17 protein-coding genes are annotated in these 15,917 nt (G+C 68.8%); 9 read left to right on the forward strand and 8 right to left on the reverse strand.

The window, feature by feature from the left end; all coding sequences use genetic code 11:
• Positions 1 to 621 (forward strand): class I adenylate-forming enzyme family protein (locus NM1_RS13420; protein WP_157123908.1); only part of this gene is annotated, 621 nt, incomplete at its 5' end.
• Positions 622 to 647: 26 nt separating this feature from the next.
• Here NM1_RS13420 and NM1_RS13425 read toward each other — a convergent pair.
• The 8 genes from NM1_RS13425 to NM1_RS13460 all read right to left on the reverse strand — a co-directional run bounded on the left by NM1_RS13425 (position 648) and on the right by NM1_RS13460 (position 6,881).
• Complete coding sequence (locus NM1_RS13425) at positions 648 to 1,697, reverse strand: NAD(P)H-dependent amine dehydrogenase family protein (protein ID WP_068019106.1); 1,050 nt, start codon at positions 1,695 to 1,697, stop codon at positions 648 to 650.
• Positions 1,698 to 1,740: 43 nt separating this feature from the next.
• Complete coding sequence (locus NM1_RS13430; protein ID WP_068019107.1) at positions 1,741 to 2,394, reverse strand: TetR/AcrR family transcriptional regulator; 654 nt, start codon at positions 2,392 to 2,394, stop codon at positions 1,741 to 1,743.
• A 207-nt stretch (positions 2,395 to 2,601) separates the two neighbouring features.
• On the reverse strand, positions 2,602 to 3,744 hold the full coding sequence (locus NM1_RS13435) for a thiolase family protein (RefSeq protein ID WP_068019110.1): 1,143 nt from the start codon (positions 3,742 to 3,744) through the stop codon (positions 2,602 to 2,604).
• A gap of 10 nt (positions 3,745 to 3,754) precedes the next feature.
• Positions 3,755 to 4,186, reverse strand: a complete 432-nt coding sequence (locus NM1_RS13440) for a Zn-ribbon domain-containing OB-fold protein (protein ID WP_068019113.1) — start codon at positions 4,184 to 4,186, stop codon at positions 3,755 to 3,757.
• 141 nt (positions 4,187 to 4,327) lie between these two features.
• Complete coding sequence (locus NM1_RS13445; protein ID WP_068019115.1) at positions 4,328 to 4,744, reverse strand: nuclear transport factor 2 family protein; 417 nt, start codon at positions 4,742 to 4,744, stop codon at positions 4,328 to 4,330.
• Positions 4,728 to 5,969, reverse strand: a complete 1,242-nt coding sequence (locus tag NM1_RS13450) for a metal-dependent hydrolase family protein (protein WP_068019118.1) — start codon at positions 5,967 to 5,969, stop codon at positions 4,728 to 4,730. Before NM1_RS13450 ends, NM1_RS13445 begins: the two co-directional genes overlap by 17 nt.
• Positions 5,970 to 6,011: 42 nt before the next feature.
• Positions 6,012 to 6,299, reverse strand: coding sequence for a DUF1330 domain-containing protein (locus tag NM1_RS13455; RefSeq protein WP_068019121.1), 288 nt, complete (start codon positions 6,297 to 6,299; stop codon positions 6,012 to 6,014).
• Complete coding sequence (locus tag NM1_RS13460; protein WP_068019123.1) at positions 6,300 to 6,881, reverse strand: carboxymuconolactone decarboxylase family protein; 582 nt, start codon at positions 6,879 to 6,881, stop codon at positions 6,300 to 6,302.
• Positions 6,882 to 7,209: 328 nt separating this feature from the next.
• Here NM1_RS13460 and NM1_RS13465 point away from each other — a divergent pair, with 328 nt between their 5' ends.
• From NM1_RS13465 to NM1_RS13500, 8 genes are all read left to right on the forward strand, one after another.
• Entirely contained in the window at positions 7,210 to 8,076 is an 867-nt protein-coding gene (locus NM1_RS13465) for an MlaE family ABC transporter permease (protein ID WP_068019360.1), read from the forward strand.
• Positions 8,076 to 8,930: an ABC transporter permease gene (locus NM1_RS13470; RefSeq protein ID WP_068019351.1), complete on the forward strand. Its 855-nt coding sequence runs from the start codon at positions 8,076 to 8,078 to the stop codon at positions 8,928 to 8,930. Before NM1_RS13465 ends, NM1_RS13470 begins: the two co-directional genes overlap by 1 nt.
• Positions 8,931 to 8,936: 6 nt before the next feature.
• Positions 8,937 to 10,286 carry an MlaD family protein gene (locus NM1_RS13475; protein ID WP_068019126.1) on the forward strand — a complete coding sequence of 450 codons (1,350 nt, stop codon included), beginning with the start codon at positions 8,937 to 8,939 and terminating at the stop codon, positions 10,284 to 10,286.
• Complete coding sequence (locus NM1_RS13480) at positions 10,283 to 11,320, forward strand: MCE family protein (protein WP_068019129.1); 1,038 nt, start codon at positions 10,283 to 10,285, stop codon at positions 11,318 to 11,320. The genes NM1_RS13475 and NM1_RS13480 overlap by 4 nt, the downstream gene beginning before the upstream one ends.
• 64 nt (positions 11,321 to 11,384) lie before the next feature.
• Positions 11,385 to 12,380: an MCE family protein gene (locus tag NM1_RS13485; protein WP_169814256.1), complete on the forward strand. Its 996-nt coding sequence runs from the start codon at positions 11,385 to 11,387 to the stop codon at positions 12,378 to 12,380.
• The gene (locus tag NM1_RS13490) at positions 12,377 to 13,492 is read left to right on the forward strand and encodes an MCE family protein (protein ID WP_174556870.1); all 1,116 of its coding nucleotides are present in this window, start codon (positions 12,377 to 12,379) and stop codon (positions 13,490 to 13,492) included. Before NM1_RS13485 ends, NM1_RS13490 begins: the two co-directional genes overlap by 4 nt.
• Positions 13,493 to 13,507: 15 nt before the next feature.
• Positions 13,508 to 14,611 carry an MlaD family protein gene (locus tag NM1_RS13495; protein WP_068019133.1) on the forward strand — a complete coding sequence of 368 codons (1,104 nt, stop codon included), beginning with the start codon at positions 13,508 to 13,510 and terminating at the stop codon, positions 14,609 to 14,611.
• Positions 14,608 to 15,879, forward strand: a complete 1,272-nt coding sequence (locus tag NM1_RS13500; protein ID WP_068019137.1) for an MlaD family protein — start codon at positions 14,608 to 14,610, stop codon at positions 15,877 to 15,879. Before NM1_RS13495 ends, NM1_RS13500 begins: the two co-directional genes overlap by 4 nt.
• Positions 15,880 to 15,917: the final 38 nt, after the last annotated feature.

Genomic DNA, 15,917 nt, shown 5'->3' on the forward strand with positions numbered 1-15,917 from the left:
CGCCGAACCGGAGTCGCGTGGCTGCCCGCCTACGGCGCCACCGAACTTCCGGTCATCGCCGCCAATCCGATCGAAGGCGCCCGGCTGGACAGCGTCGGCCGCGCGGCGCCGGGCGTGACCCTGCGGGTGGTGTCGCTGCGGACCGGGAAACCGGTCGGGCCCGGAGAGGTCGGCGAGTTGCAGGCCCGCTCGGATTCCCTGATGGCCGGGTACCTTCCGGACGAGGCGACCGCCTCCGCGTTCGATGACGGCTGGTACCGGACCGGCGACGTCGGCCGCATCGATGCCGACGGGTGGATCCGCCTCACCGACCGGGTCAAGGAAATGGTGAAGGTGCGGGGATTTCAGGTGGCGCCCGCCGAGATCGAGGCCGTCCTGCACGGGCATCCGGACGTGGTGGACTGCGCGGTCTTCGGAATCGCCGATCCGGACGACGGCGAGGCGCTGGTCGCCGCGGTGGTGGCGGACGGTCCCGTGGCCGGCGCGGAACTCATCGCCCTGGTCGGCGAGCGGCTGGCGAGCTACAAGCGGCCGCGCCGGGTGGTGTTCGTCCCGGAGATCCCGCGCCTGCCGTCCGGGAAGGTGCTGCGCCGGGTGCTCGCGGAGAGCCACGCGCGGTGAGTCCCGCCGCTGCGCCGGAACAGATCTCAGCTCAGGACGGGGACGACGGGCGGCAGCTCCACCGTGGTGCGGATGCCGGGTGTGGCGGCACAGACCACCGGCACGGCGTTCACGGCGCGGTTGGCGGTGTACGCGGGTGAGGATTCGGCCATGCGGGACAGGGGGATCGAGAATCGGATGTCGATGTCCAGCGGTGCGTCGCCGTCGACCGCGACATGCCAGCCGGTTTCGCGCAGCTCCCAGTCCGCGGACAGGCCGGTGGTGCAGTACCAGGTGGCGCGGAAGCTCAGCACCGCTCGGCCGTCGGATCGCGCCGATACCGTGATGCGTTGCGCGGCAACCGTTCCGGATTCGATCGTGCCGGCGGCGATGACGGTGGTGTCCCGTGCGGTGGCGACCTCGCCGCTCGCTGTCACCGCATCGATGCCGAGCCCGAGCGCGTCGGCGAGCTGGCGCAGCGACGGCCCGAAGCTCGCGCCGACGTGATCGGCCCGGCGCTGATCGAATTCCGCGGGCGGTCGCCCGAACCCCATGACATCGAACAGGATTCCCGGGGAATCGCGGTGCGAGAGGTCCGCGTACTCGTCGATCGCGAGCCGGTCGAGGCGGCGCTGGATCGACGACAGCGCCAGCGGGAGGGCCTCGGTGATGAAACCGGGACTGCTGCCGGTGCTGTGGATCGAGGTGCCGCCCCGCGCGCAGGCGGTCTCGATCCGTCGGCGCAGGGCCGAATCCATGCTCGGCGGATGGTGGAAGTGGCCGCAGGTGGTCACCACGTTCGCCCCCGACGCCAGCAGCCGGGTGACGGTGTCGGGGTCGAAGGCCCGCGGCATATAGAGCACGCAGTCCGCGCCCAGCTCGGCGATCTCGTCGACCGCGCAGGTGGCGAGGACTCCGGTCGCCGCCGTCCCGCACAGCTCACCGGCGTCGCGCCCGGCCTTGGCGGGCGAGTGGACGTAGAGCCCGGCGAGCGTCATATCCGGGTGTTCGATGATGCCGCGCAGTGCGCGGGCGCCGATATTCCCGGTCGCCCACTGCACCACCCGATAGGGCCGGTGCGGCCCACTCCGATCCATAATCGGAGTTTAATCGAACTCTCTCACCTAGAGAATAAGATTCTCACTTACCGGTGAATCCGCGCGCACAGAAGTCCCAGACTTCACCGGCGGTAAGCGGGTTCTGGGTCTGCTCGTCGGTGCTGCCGGTGGACTGGGCGGTGAACATGACGGTCTGCATCACCATCGCGGCCGCCCGGTGCGGATCGACGCCGGAGCGCAGCTGACCGGCCGCCGCCGCCTGCTCCATGAGCTCGGTGAACAGCGCGATCAGCGGCGTGTGCGCGACCTTCACCTGGGCCGGATGCGATACCAGCAGCTGCGGGGCGAAGTCGGTGAACAGCGGACGCTGCGCGGCCGGATCGGGCCGGCAGAGCTCGAACAGCAGCTCGACGGTGACCTGCAGCTTGTCCAGCGGCTTCTTCTTGCTGTCGGCCGCGGCGCGCAGTTGTTCGGCGGTGCGGCTGAGGGCATCCTCGAACAGTGCCAGCAGCAGCTCGTGCTTACCGTCGAACTGCAGGTAGAAGCTGCGCAACGACTGTCGCGAGCGGTCCACCACCTCCTGCACCGTGAAGTCGGTGGTGCCCTTCTCGGTGATGATGGCCTGCGCGGCGTCGAGGAATTTCTGTACCCGCTGCTCGGCGCGCCGCTTCGCGGTGCGCAGCGAACGCTCGACGGCCCGCTGCTTCCAGGCCGGCTCTTCGCTCGGGCTGGTCACGGGCGCCACGGTCCCCGGTCGCGTGAAGAGAACATGAATGCACTGTACCGGAGAATGACGTGATACCCGGTGTCCAGGTCGCGTGTCCACCAATATTCGAGAGAGCTGTATTATTAAATCCTGAGAATTACATTTCCTGCGGGCCTCTTCAGGAGGTGGGTTCGGTGATGCTCAGGTACTCGGCATCGCTCAGACACTCAGCATCGCTCAGATACTCAGCACGGACGCGGCGGCGGTGCCGGGCGCCCCGTACACCTGGGCGTAGCCCACCGTGGGTTTCCCGGGAACCTGCCGGTCGCCCGCCTGGCCGCGCAACTGCCGCACGAGCTCGTACACCTGCCGGATGCCGGAGGCTCCGATGGGCTCGCCGTTGGCGATCAGCCCGCCGTCGGTGTTGACCGGAATCCGGCCGCCGATCTCGGTCGCGCCCTCCGCGAGCAGCTTTTCCTGCTCGCCGTCGGCGCAGAATCCGTTCTCCGCCATATGGATCACCTCCGAGCCCGCATCGGTGTCCTGGAGCTGGGCCACGCCGACGTCCTCGGGCCCGATCCCGGCCGCCTCGTAGGCGGCGCGCGAGGCGTACACCGTCGGCGAGGCGTCCTCGTCGACCGCGGCCCAGGTGCTGTGCACCTCGTAGGCGCCGTAGCGGCGCGTGCGAATCGCGGTGGAGCGCAGGTAGACCGGCTTGGTGGTGTACCGGGCGGCGAGCTCCCCGCGGCACATGATCACGGCCGCGGCGCCCTCGTCGGGCGCGCAGAACATGTACTGCGTCAGCGGGTAGTTGAGCACCGTGGAGGCGAGGATGTCGTCCTCCGAGATCGGCTTGCGGCGGAACGCATTCGGGTTGAGCGCGCCGTTGCGGAAGTTCTTGGCGGCCACCTTGGCGAGCGTGCGCTGCGAGATATGGTGCTGGTGGATATAGCGATTCGCCTTGATCCCGAAGAATTTCGTGGTCACGAACTGGCCGTTCTCCGCATACCAGGCGGGCAGGCCGAGCTTGGCCGGATCGTCGGTGAACGCCCCGCGCGGGTGCTTGTCCATGCCGACGGCGATGCCGATGTCGTAGCGGCCCGACCGGATCGCCTCGGCGGTCTGCTCGATCGAACTCGCCGCCGTCGCACAGGCATTGAACACATTGGTGAACGGGATCCCGGTCAGGCCGACCAGCCGGGTGACGGCGTCCGGATTGCTCACCTCGTAGCTGCCGCCGAAGCCGAACTGGATGTCCTGCCATCGGACACCCGCGTCGGACAGCGCGAGCTGGATCGCCTCGGCGCCCATCTCGATGGCGGTCTTCGGGAACCGGCCGAACGGGTGCAGGCCCACGCCGATTATGGCAACGTCGTGCATCGGAAATCTCCTACGGCAGAATATTTTCAAGCGGCGCGAACGCGCACGTGAGGACTTCGTCCCCCGCGTCGTCCAGGTACAGCGGGACGAATGTCAGCTCGACATCCATACCGAAGCGCAGGACCTGCGGGTCCGCGGTGGTGAGACGGGTCTCGACGCGCACCTCGTCGCCGAGCTGGATCAGCCCGATCCCGAACGCCTCGAAACTGTCGGCGTTCTCCTTGCCCGCGTAGGGCAGTTTCGGGACGAATCCCTGTGTCGTCCAGGCCACCAGCGTGCCGCGCCGCGGCAGCAACAGGTCGGACATGTCGGCCTCGCTGCATCGCGGGCAGCGGGTCTGGCGGGGCCAGGTGGTCGCGGCGCAGGCGCCGCAGCGGCTGCCGATCAACTGCGGGTTCGCCGCGGGCCAGGTCGAGACCTCCGGCGCCAGTGCCTTCGCCATCGGGTGTCCTCCGTATTTCTGTGAATCGCTGAGTTCCTGCCGAGCCTATGTCCCGCGGCAGCGCTCGAGCCCCTGTCCCGCGGCAGCGCTCGAGCCCTTGGCCCGCGGCAGCGCTCGAGCCTTGTCCCGCGGCAACGCTTTTCAGCCGCGGGTGCGCTCGAAGGCGTGCGGGATGCCGGAGTCGTGGTCGCCGTTGCGGCGGATGAAGGTCATCCGCCGGGTCGCGATGCGCCAGCCGTCCGCGGTGCGGGCATAGGTGTCGGTGTAGTAGCCGATCCGCATGTCGTGGGTGGCGTGGTCGATGAAGCACAGCGGCTGGGTGCCGGTGGCGCTGTCGCCGTCGACGTCGAGAACCGGTGTGCCGGTGAGGAACAGGCCCTTGGGCGCGGCGGCGACCAGGTCCGGGAACAGGTCCAGGGTGTAGGTGTCGCCGAAGGCGCTGTAGGTGCCGTCGGGGGTGAACACCGCGACCACGCCGTCGATATCGCCCTTGGTGATGGTCACCGCGTACCGGGCGAGTAGCTGCTGGAGCTCGAGCAGGTCATCGCTGGCCGACATGGGCTGTTCCGCCTTTCACGACTTTGCCGCCTTTCATCACGAATCGCACGTCCTGCGTGACGGCGATGTCCCGCAGGGGATCTCCGGGCACCGCGATCACGTCGGCGAGCAGTCCCTCGGCCAGGCGGCCGCGATCGGGAGCGTCGATGAGGTCGGCCGCGTTGATCGTCGCCGCCCGCAGTACGTCGGCCGGTTCGAGTCCGCGTTCGACCAGCGCCACCAGCTCATCGGCGTTGCGGCCGTGTGGAATTGCCGGGGCATCGGTGCCCACGGCGATCCGCACCCCCGCCTCGTACGCCGCCCGGACCGAGGCGCGCGCCTTCGGGAACATCTCCGCCGCTTTGGCTTTCAGCGCCTCGTCGGCCTTGGACATGTCCATGGCGTCGGCCAGCCGGGTGGTCGGCACCAGCCAGGTGTTCGCCGCGACCATCAGCTCGATGGTCTCGTCGTCGATGAGGAAGCCGTGCTCGATGCAGTCGATGCCCGCGGCCACGGCGTGTTTCACCGCGTCGGCACCGTGCGTGTGCGCGGCGACCTTCAGCCCGCGCCGGTGCGCCTCGTCGACGATCGCGCGCAGCTCCTCGTCGGAATAGTGTTGCGCCCCAGGGGCTCCGGTGAGCGACATGACTCCTCCGGAGACGCAGATCTTGATCAGCTGGGCGCCGTGCTTGATCTGGTAGCGCACCGCCTTGCGCACCTCGTCGACGCCGTTGGCGATGCCCTCCTCGAGGGTCAGCTTCAGCACGTCGGGGGCGAAGGCGGAGAACATGGTCGGGTCCAGGTGACCGCCGGTCGGCGTGATGGCATGCCCCGCGGGGACGATGCGCGGGCCCTCGATCCAGCCCTGGTCGATCGCCTTGCCCAGCGCGACATCCAGGAGATAGCCGCCGGTCTTGACGAACAGGCCGAGATTGCGGACAGTGGTGAATCCGGCGCGCAGCGTGCGGCGGGCATTGCCGACCGCGCGCAGCACGCGCAATGCCGGATCGTCCTTCACGCTGGAGGGCAGGCCGGTTTCGCCGCGGCCGCCCATCAGGAGGTTGACCTCCATATCCATCAGGCCGGGCAGCAGGATCGCGTCGCCGAGATCGATGACCTCGTCGCCGGCCGCGCGGGCCGCGCCGCCGACACCCGCGATCCGGTCGCCGTCGATGCGCAGGACGCCGGGCCGGACGATCTCACCCGCGTCGACGTCCAGCAGCCCCGCCGCTCGAAGGGTCAGCATGGTTCACATCCATTGGGGGAGTGCATGATCGGCGACACCTGGTCAGCCCAGACCGGAAACGATCGCGGCATTCGTGTCGGCCGCCCTGTGTCGCAGCAGTTTGGCCGTCTCGTAGGCGTCGGAGTTGTACCAGTCGCGGGCGGCCTCGACCGAGTCGAACTCGAGGATGACGGTCTGATCGCCGTGCCAGTCACCCTCCAGGACCTCCGGGTGCGAGTCCACGGCGACCACGCGTACGCCGCGGATCGCCGGACCGGCGGCCTTCGCATAGGCCTTCATGCCCTCGGGGTCGGTGATGGCTTCGGTAAGGATGATGTAGCCCTTGGGCATTCAGACCACCTGCTCTCGGTCGGTGTGGGTGTCGTTCGCGGGCGCGGCCTCGTGCATGCCCGTCTTCGGCTGCACGCCGAAGGTGTTGAAGGCCATGGCCATCAGGCCGTAGCCGCCGATGGTGAAGATCAGATCCATGCGCTGCTGCTCGTCGAGCCGCTCGCCGAGCGCGGCCCACACCGGGTCCGACAGCTGCGAGTGCTCGCGCAGTTCGCGTACCGCGTCGAGCACCGTCTGCTCGAAGGGGTCGGCGAGGGTGCCGCGCCGCACGCCGTCGATATCGTCGTCGGTCAGTCCGGCCCGCGGCGCGATCTCGACGTGACTCGCCCACTCGTAGGCGCAGCCGCTGAGGTGCGCCACCCGCAGCACCGCCAGCTCCCGCACCCGCGGCGGCAGGCTGGATCGGAACAGCAGGTAGACACCGAAACTCAGGAACGCCTCGGTGAGATCCGGATGCCGGACGAGCGCCGACATCGCAGGTCCGGCGCCGTCCGGGTGCCGGCGTTCGCGGGGGAGCAGCGACCGCAGTGCCGCACGGGTCCGGTCGTCCCACTGATCGGCCGGAAGCGGGGGGACGCGCATCCGCCCTCCTCTCGAGAGAATCACATTCTCAATTTCTAACCACTAGATTTCCATGAGTGCGTGCCGGAGTCAAGAATCGTAATTGCAATCTGGAGAACGATACTTTCAGTTCGATCTAGTGCAGGGTAAGGGGTCATCCCGAGGCTTCAGCGGGGTCGCGGGCCCGCCCGATCGATCCGCTGCCGAGGGTGTTGCCGGGGCCGGAATTTTGCTAACGTCCTCCCGTGGCGAATGTATCATTCTCCGATAGCGAGAATGAAACTTTCCGACTCGACGAGGAGGCGGGGTGGTCGCATCACCCGCGTCCATCGGCATCACGGAGGTAGCGATGATCGACGCTGCGGAGCCTGTGGCGGGGGAGGCTGGTCGCTCCGCGGCCCGTGAGATCAAGAACTGGGCGGGCGGGTATCTGCGCCGCCACCCCGGTGCGTCGCTGGAAACCGTTGGGGGGCAATTCGTTCTGGGTGTTCGTGCCATCCAGTACCTGTTCGTCGACATCGCCCGGGGCCGGTTCCCGTTCCGCGAGTTCGTCCAGCAGGCCGTGTTCATGGCCAAGACCGCCTACATCCCGACCATCGCGGTGGCGCTGCCGATCAGCGCGACCATGTCGATCCAGTTCGGGCTGCTGGCCGGTCAGGTCGGGGCGACGTCGCTGGCCGGCGCCGCCGGCGGCCTGGCGGTGATCCGGCAGGCCGCACCGCTGGTCACGGCCATCCTGCTGGCGGCCGCCGTGGGCTCGGCCATCTGCTCGGATCTCGGCGCGCGCAAGATCCGCGAGGAGATCGACGCCATGGAGGTGATGGGCGTCTCGGCGCTGCGTGCGCTCGTGGTGCCGCGGCTGGCGGCCGGGGTCGTCGTCGCCATCGGGCTGACGGGCCTGAGCTCCTTCGTCGGCTTCCTCGCCGGATATCTGTTCAACGTCTACATCCAGGACGGCACGCCGGGCAGCTATCTGGCCACGTTCTCGTCGTTCGCCAGGGTGGGCGACCTGTACCTGGCGATGGTGAAGGCCGTGGTGTTCGGCGTGATCGTCACCGTCGTCTCGTGCGAGAAGGGGCTGAACGCCAAGGGCGGCCCGGGCGGCGTCGCCAACTCCGTCAACGCGGCCGTGGTCGCCTCGATCATCATGCTGATGCTGGTGAACGCGGGTTTCACCGAGCTGTACACGATCCTGTTCCCGAGGACGACGCTGTGATGGCCTCGCGCTACTACCCACCGGGGATCCGGCCGGTCGCGGTCGCCGCGGCCGCGGTGTCGAATCCCATTGCGCGCCTGGGGTATATGGCCACCTTCTTCCTTCGCGTGCTGGGCGGCATCCCCGTGGTGCTGCGGCACTATCGCGCCGAATTCCTGAAGATGCTGTCGAACGTCACGTGGGGAAACGGCTCCATCGTCGTCGGCGGCGGCACCGGGCAGGTCATCCTGGTGCTCGGCGCGGCGGCCGGCGCCATCGTCGGAATCGAGGGCTTCAGCGCGCTGAAACTGCTCGGCATGGCGCCCGCCACCGGCATGATCGCCTCCACGGCCGCCACCCGCGAACTGGCCCCGATCATGGCGTCGATCGCCTTCGCCGCGCAGGCGGGCTGCCGGTTCACCGCGCAGCTCGGTTCCATGCGCATCGCCGAGGAGATCGACGCGCTCGACGCGATCGCCATCCGCCCGATCCCGTACCTGGTCACCACGCGGATGCTGGCCTCGATCGTGGCGATGGTGCCGCTGTATCTGGCCTGCCTGGCGTTCAGCTACCTGGCGGTCGAGATCGTCGTCGGCCTGTCGGGCGGGCAGTCGCCGGGCACGTACGAGCACTACTTCCGGCTCGTGCTCAGCGGCACGGACATCCTCTATTCCCTGTCGAAGGCGGTCGTCTTCGTCATCCTCACCACGACGATCCAGTGCTACTTCGGTTTCTACGCCTCCGGCGGCCCCCAGGGCGTCGGCGTGGCGGCCGGGCGCGCGATGCGCGCCAGCATCACCGTGATGATCTTCGTGAACCTGCTCATGACGATGACCCTGTGGGGCTTCGATTCCGGCGCGAGAATCAGTGGGTGACAACAGATGTCGATTGCGTTCGAATCGGACGGCAAGGTGTTGCCCAACTGGAACCTGCTGCTGCGGGGGATAGTGTTCCTGGCGGTCGCAAGCGTCGTCGGCGGGCTGATGCTGGCCAGATCCCAGGGTGCGTTCCGCGAAACCGTGCGCGTCACGGCGGAACTGGTGAATGTGGGTGACGGCCTGCCCGCGAAATCGGATGTGAAGTATCAGGGCGTGCTGGTCGGCCAGGTCGACAGCGTCACCCCGTCCACCGACGGCGGGCCCAACCACGTACACATCGACCTGAAACCCGGTTACCTGCAGGGCATTCCGGCCACCGTGACCGCCCGCGTCGTCCCGAGCAATGTCTTCGCCGTGCCGTCGATCCAGCTGGTCTACAACGGCCGCGGGGCACCCCTGGCCGCGGGCGGGCGCATCGCCGAGGACCACAGCCAGGAGACGGTCCGGCTGCAGACCTCACTCACGGCACTGAGCCGGATCGCCGCCGCCGCGGGGCGTTCCGGCTCCGAACCGGCGCTGGGCATCCTGGCCGTCGTCGAGCGGGCCACGGCCGGGCACGGGGAGCAGGCGGTCCGGGCGGGCGCCGAACTGACCCGGATCTCCCAGGCGCTGAACGCCTCGATGGCTCCGGACGGGACGGGTTCGACGCTCGACGCGCTGTCGCAGGCCCTCGCCGGGCTGCGCACCTCGGCACCGGATCTGCTCGGCGCCGTGCACAACGCGGTCGCGCCGATGCGCGCGGTGGCGGAGCGCCGCGATCAGCTGGCCACGCTGCTGACCGGCGGGCTGACCACCTCCGCAACCGTGGCGACCGGGCTCGAGAATCGCACCGGGACCATCACCGACGTCACCGGCAAACTCGGCCCGGTGCTCGGCACCATCGCCGACGGGAGCCCGAACTTCACGCAGATGGCCACCTCGCAGACCCAGATGGCCTACACCTTCATCAAGCTCTGGGACGAGGGGGACCAGAACATGACGGCGAAGATCATCCTGGAACTCACGCCGCACCGGCAGTACACGCGCGCCGACTGCCCGCGCTACGGCGACCTGGAGGCGCCCAGCTGCCGCACCGGGCCGCCCGGCGACACCACCATCATCGGTCCCACTGCGGCGCCGGTGGACGCTCCTATGCTGATCGGCGGGAACGTCGGCGCCACCGGCAGCCCGCAGGAGCAGGCGCGGATCGCCGCGATCCTCGGCGGGCAGCCCAATGCCGCGGCCGACATCCTGTTCGGGCCGCTGCTGCGCGGTAACGACGCGAAAGTGTCTCCGGCACTGGGCGATCCACCGCCGCCGCCGGCCGTCGTGCCGCCTCCGGGACTGCCCGCACTGCCGGGGGTACCGCGATGAGCTACCGCAAGCCGCTGGCCGGGCTGATCCTTTTCCTGGTGGTCTCGATCGGGCTGACCTGGACGATGTATGTCACGCTGTCGCGCAGCGTGAGCGGCGAAACCGACAGCTACTCCGCGATATTCACCGATGTGTCCGGACTGCATGCGGGCGACGACGTGCGCATGGCCGGGGTTCGGGTGGGCCGGGTGGAATCCGTCGACCTCGACGGCGTCCGCGCGAGGGTGACCTTCGAGGTCCAGCGCGGACAGCCGCTGTACGGGAATACGGCGGCATCGGTCACCTATCAGAATCTCATCGGGCAGCGCTATCTCGGACTGTCGCTGCGCGACTTCGGCGATCCGCAGGCGCTGCGGCCGGGCGGCCGGATCCCGCTGGAGCACACCGAGCCCTCGTTCGATATCTCCAAGCTGCTCAACGGATTCGAGCCGCTGTTCAGCGTGCTCGACCCGCAGCAGGTCGACAACATCAGCACGGCGGTGGTCCGGGCGCTGCAGGGCGACGACGGCGCGATCACCACCCTGATCGCCGAAACCGCCTCGCTGGCACAGGCTTTCGCGGGTCCGGATCAGATCCTGGGGCAGGTCATCGACAATCTCAGCGGCGTGGTCGGGGACCTGATGCGGCAGAGCGGCAACCTGAGAACGGTGCTGCAGCAGACCCGCCGGATCTTCGACGGCCTGGCGCAGCAGCGCGATCAGCTGTTCGGGCAGATCGACGCGATCTCCGGAACGCTGGGCCGGGCCGCGGAGGTGGTGCGCGGCGCGAGCCCGGCGCTGAACCAGTTCGTCGATCGCGAACCGGGTTTCGCCCAGCACTTCATCGACAACAAGGACAAGTTCGGGACCGTGGGTTTCAACCTGCCGTACATGTTGAAGGGCCTGGCCCGCATCACCGGTAACGGCGCCTACCTCGACGCCTACGTGTGTGACGTCACGGTGAGCATGATCCCGGGGATCGACCCGTTGATGGCGGCGATCCTCGGGATGACAACGCCCAGCGGCCATTCCGAGAACTCGGGGATCTGCAGGTGAGGCGGCAATGGTGAAGCTACCCGGGCGAATTCGACCGCACGACCGTAGGCGGCCCCTCGAGGAGATGAGCAAACTACGGATCGGCCTTGTCGCGGTCACCGTGCTGGCGGTGGTCGTGGCGGTGACGGTGTTCGTCAACTCGCTGCACGTCGGCGACGAGACCTACCGGGCGGACTTCGCGCAGGCCGCCGGGCTGGGTGCGGGCGACGGCGTCACCCTCGCGGGCATCCAGGTCGGCACCGTTACCGGAACCAAGCTGGCCGGGGACCACGTCGTGGTGACCATGAAGCTGCAGCGCGACCTGCCGCTGGGTGCGGACACCGGGGCGGCGATCAAACTGACGACGCTGCTGGGTTCGCGCTACGTCGAACTCCGTCCCGCGGGTTCGGGCCGCCTGCACGACAATTCGATCGCCCTCGCGCGCACCGAGGTGCCCTACGACCTCGAGACCGCGCTGCAGAACGCGACGACGACCTTCAGCAGCATCGACGCCGACCGGGTCGCGCAGACGATGACCGCGCTGACCGATCAGCTGCGCGGCGCCCCGGCGCTGGTGCCCGAGACGCTGCGCGATATGAAGACGCTCGCGGCGGTGATCGGCGACCGCCGCGCGCAGCTCGGTCAGCTGCTGACCAGCACCGATCAGGTGACCACGCTGCTGCGCGAACAGCAGGACGAGTTGGCGGGGATGGTTGTCCAGGGCCGGAATGTGCTGCAGGAGCTCATCTCCCGGCAGCAGGCCGTGGTGGGACTGCTCGACGCCGCGACCGGCCTGGTGCAGCAGCTGCAGCCGATCGCGGTGGACGACCAGCCCGAAATACAGCAGCTGCTCGACAATCTGGCGCAGATGACGGGGATGATCGCCGGTCACGACGATCTGCTGCGCAACATCCTGCAGATCCTGCCGGTGCCGTGGCGGCTGTTCGCGAACGCCACCGGCACCGGCCAGGAGCTGGTCGGCAACGGGCCCGACGGCGCGTTCATCGACTCCTTCATGTGCGCGCTGAGCGGATACGCGCAGCAGGTGAACCGGCCCACGTACTTTCAGGACTGCAAATGAGTGGCGTGATCCGCGGGGTGAAGCTGGTGGCCCTCGCGCTGCTGGGCGCGGTCGTGGCCGGATGTTCCGGCGGCCCGCTCGGCGGCCTCACCGATACCACCCACACCGTGACCGCGCAGTTCCGGAACGCCAACGGCCTCTACGCCGGCAATCCGGTGTCGGTGCTGGGCATGCGGATCGGCAAGGTCACCGAGATCCGGCCGCGGGGCTCGCACGTGGACGTGACCATGGACGTCGACAAGTGGGTCGCGATTCCGGCCGACGCCCAGGCGGTCACGGTCTCGGATTCGGTGCTGACCGATCGGCACATCGAATTCACCCCGGTCTACCGCGGCGGCCCGGTGCTGCCCGATCACGCCGTCCTGGGCCTGGACCGCACCCGGACCCCGGTGGAGTTCGACAGCCTGCTCGCGATGGCCGACCAGCTCTCGAACTCGTTGGGCGCCACCGGCAACGGACAGGGGCCGGTCGCCGGACTGCTCGATGTGGGATCGCAGATCGCCGCCGGTAACGGCAACACCCTGCGCGAGGCGATGACCGAACTGTCGCGGGCGCTGCAACTCGGCCCGGACAACGGGGAGGCCACCCGCGCCGCCGTGACGAAGATCGTCGGGAATCTCGATGCCCTCACCGCCGCCGCGGCCCGCAACGATCAGGCGTTGCGCGACTTCGGTTCCGGCGTCCACACGCTCAGCGACATCCTGGCCGACCAGAACCTGGGCGGCGGTGACACCGGCGCGAAGCTCAACCAGATCGTCACGCAGATGACCGAGCTGCTGGAACGCAACCGGGGCACCCTGCAGCACCTGTCGGGCAATGCGAATACCATGACGAAGTCGATGGCGGACTACGACGACAATCTCGCCGAATTCCTCGACGTCTTCCCGCTCGTGACCGACAACGCCTACAACGCCATCGATCCGAACACCCGCGCACTGCGCGGCACCGTCAGCCTGGACAAGTTCCTGCTGGACGGGCAGATGCTGAAGTCGGTGTGCAATCTGCTGGGCCTGCGGGAACTCGGCTGCGCGACCGGGACCGCGCGCGATATGGGCCCGGATTTCGGAATCGGCCAGATGCTCGCCGTGATCGCGGGCGCACCGCCGAAATAGCAGGGATGACGAAGTATGAGAACGAGATTCGGATCACGGCATCTTCTCCTCGGAACCGTTGCGGCGGTGGCGGTATCGGCCACCGGATGCTCGGTGAGCCTGGACCGGCTGCCGTTGCCCGCGCCGGGCGTCGAGGGCTATTCGCTCACAGCCACTTTCGCCAACGCGCTCAACCTTCCGACCAAGGCGAAGGTCCGGCTCAACGGCGCCGATATCGGCCAGGTCGAATCGATGCGGGCCCGGGACTACACGGCCGTGGTGACCATGCGCATTCAGTCCGGCGTGCCGCTGCTCGCGGGCACCACCGCCGAACTGCGCTCCGCGACACCGATGGGCGACGTCTTCGTCGCGCTGACGCCACCTGCTCGCCCCGACCCCGCCGCCCCGAATCTCGGTGACGGCGCGAGCATTCCGCTGCAGTCGACCGCCGCGGCGGCGACCATCGAGGAGGTGCTCACCCGGGCCGCCCTGCTGGTCAACGGCGGCGCCATCGAGAACATGACGAGCCTGGCGAACAGCCTCGGCGAGGCGGTCGGGGGCCGCGGCGACCGGCTCGCCACCATGATCCGCGAGACCCGCGACCTCGTGCACAATCTCGCGGCCCGGTCCGACCGCATCCGCGAAATCCTCGTGAGCACAGGCGATCTGAGTACGACCCTGGCCGGACAGCGATCGGACGTGACCGATGCGATCGCCGCGGCCGGGCCCGCACTGCAGGCGATCGGCGACAACACCCGGAACATCGTGGATCTCGTCGGGCAGGTGCACCGGATCACCGGGCAGCTGGCGAAGTTTCCGTCGATTCAGGGCACCAACGACCGCAGCCTGATCGAGTCGGTGAACAAGGTGGCCGAGGGCCTGAACACCGCGTCGAACACCCCGTCGGCGAATCTCAACGGGCTACTGGCGCTGATTCCCCTGATCATGAAGGTGACGAACGCGTCGTCCGCGCACGTGAACGTCGATATCGCCAAGCTCGCTTTCGGCACGGTGCCCGATCCGAACACCCCCGTCGACTCCGGCGCCAGGCCACCGGACGCCACCGACTGGGTGAACTTCGTCGGATCGCTGTCGTACACCCTCAACCGTCTGAAGGACAGAGTCGAGCCGGGCCGATGAAGTCAGCCGTGGGAAACGTGATCCTGGAACCGCCCGCGCGGGCGCTGGTCTTCTCGGCGCGGCTGCTGTCGCGCCATCGCGTGCTGACCTCGTGCCTGGGCCTGCTGCTCGTGCTGGTCCTCGGGATCGGGTACCTGCTGCTGGGATCGTTGCAGGTCAACCCCCTCCAATCGCAGTATCGGGTGCGCGTCGAACTCGCGCAGTCCGGCGGCCTGCTGCCCGACCAGGACGTGACGCTGCGCGGCGTGCGGGTGGGCCGCGTGCGGTCGGTCGAGGTGGACGGCGACAAGGTGGTCGCCGTCGCCGCCATCGACTCCGGCGTGCGGATCCCGCGGAACGGGGACGTGCGGGTCTCGTCGCTGTCCGCGGTGGGGGAGCAGTTCCTGGACTTCCTCCCCGCCGGCGGCGGCGGCCCGTATCTGGCCAACGGCGCCGTCGTCACTCCCGACCGCACCTCGACGCCGGTCACCATGGCCCAGGCGCTCGGCAGTATGAGTGGCACCCTGACGCAGATCGACCCGGCCCAGATCGAGGCCATCGTGCGCGAGATCGGCGCGGGGTCCGACGGTCCGCAGAGGCTGGCCGCCCTCGTCGACGGTGGGATGTTCCTGCTGTCGACACTGGATTCGGTGCTGCCGCAGACGGTTTCGCTGCTGCACAACAGCAAGGCGGTGCTCACCACGCTGGGCGACGTGGCGCCGGGACTGCGGGAGACCGCCGGGAATCTGGCGCGGACGGCGGCCGGTGTCGGCTCGATGACGGGCGGTTACGGGGCACTGGTCGACAATGCGCCGGATGCGTTGGCCGCGGCCGACGCGATCATCGCCGACAACTCGCCGACCATGGTGCAGCTACTGGGCAATCTGACCACCACGGCGCAGATGGCCTACCTGCACATCCCGGCGCTGCGCGAATTCTTCTGGCCGCAGCAGCGCACCGGTTCGACGCTCGACGCCATCCATTCGGCCTTCCACGACGGGGCGGTGTGGGCGATCGTGAGCCCGTACCCGCGGTACGCGTGCGACTACGACCTGCCCCGCGATCCGGGGTCTGTTCCCGACTACCCGGAGCCGTTCCTGCACGCGCGCTGCACGAACCCGGATCCGTCGATCCTGCCGCGTGGCGCGGCCAACGCACCGCGCCCGCCCGGCGACAACACCGCCACCGCCCCGCCCGGTGCGGACCCGCTGCAGCGCGCGGACCCGACGCCGCCCGGGGCGTACACGATTCCCCCCGGCTACGGCGGCCCGTTCGTGCCGGGCGGCTAGCGCGCGGGAATCGACTGCGCGCGAGAGTGATTGGAGAC

Origin of the sequence: Nocardia mexicana NBRC 108244 (genome assembly GCF_001613165.1) — a bacterium.
Lineage (GTDB): Bacteria > Actinomycetota > Actinomycetes > Mycobacteriales > Mycobacteriaceae > Nocardia > Nocardia mexicana.

Bases quoted from the DNA above. Each gene is read 5' to 3' on its own strand.
- NM1_RS13425 (WP_068019106.1), bottom strand. From the start codon at position 1,697: ATGGATCGGAGTGGGCCGCACCGGCCCTATCGGGTGGTGCAGTGGGCG.
- NM1_RS13435 (WP_068019110.1), bottom strand. From the start codon at position 3,744: ATGCACGACGTTGCCATAATCGGCGTGGGCCTGCACCCGTTCGGCCGG.
- NM1_RS13440 (WP_068019113.1), bottom strand. From the start codon at position 4,186: ATGGCGAAGGCACTGGCGCCGGAGGTCTCGACCTGGCCCGCGGCGAAC.
- NM1_RS13445 (WP_068019115.1), bottom strand. From the start codon at position 4,744: ATGTCGGCCAGCGATGACCTGCTCGAGCTCCAGCAGCTACTCGCCCGG.
- NM1_RS13450 (WP_068019118.1), bottom strand. From the start codon at position 5,969: ATGCTGACCCTTCGAGCGGCGGGGCTGCTGGACGTCGACGCGGGTGAG.
- NM1_RS13455 (WP_068019121.1), bottom strand. From the start codon at position 6,299: ATGCCCAAGGGCTACATCATCCTTACCGAAGCCATCACCGACCCCGAG.
- NM1_RS13460 (WP_068019123.1), bottom strand. From the start codon at position 6,881: ATGCGCGTCCCCCCGCTTCCGGCCGATCAGTGGGACGACCGGACCCGT.
- NM1_RS13465 (WP_068019360.1), top strand. From the start codon at position 7,210: ATGATCGACGCTGCGGAGCCTGTGGCGGGGGAGGCTGGTCGCTCCGCG.
- NM1_RS13470 (WP_068019351.1), top strand. From the start codon at position 8,076: ATGGCCTCGCGCTACTACCCACCGGGGATCCGGCCGGTCGCGGTCGCC.
- NM1_RS13475 (WP_068019126.1), top strand. From the start codon at position 8,937: ATGTCGATTGCGTTCGAATCGGACGGCAAGGTGTTGCCCAACTGGAAC.
- NM1_RS13480 (WP_068019129.1), top strand. From the start codon at position 10,283: ATGAGCTACCGCAAGCCGCTGGCCGGGCTGATCCTTTTCCTGGTGGTC.
- NM1_RS13485 (WP_169814256.1), top strand. From the start codon at position 11,385: ATGAGCAAACTACGGATCGGCCTTGTCGCGGTCACCGTGCTGGCGGTG.
- NM1_RS13490 (WP_174556870.1), top strand. From the start codon at position 12,377: ATGAGTGGCGTGATCCGCGGGGTGAAGCTGGTGGCCCTCGCGCTGCTG.
- NM1_RS13495 (WP_068019133.1), top strand. From the start codon at position 13,508: ATGAGAACGAGATTCGGATCACGGCATCTTCTCCTCGGAACCGTTGCG.
- NM1_RS13500 (WP_068019137.1), top strand. From the start codon at position 14,608: ATGAAGTCAGCCGTGGGAAACGTGATCCTGGAACCGCCCGCGCGGGCG.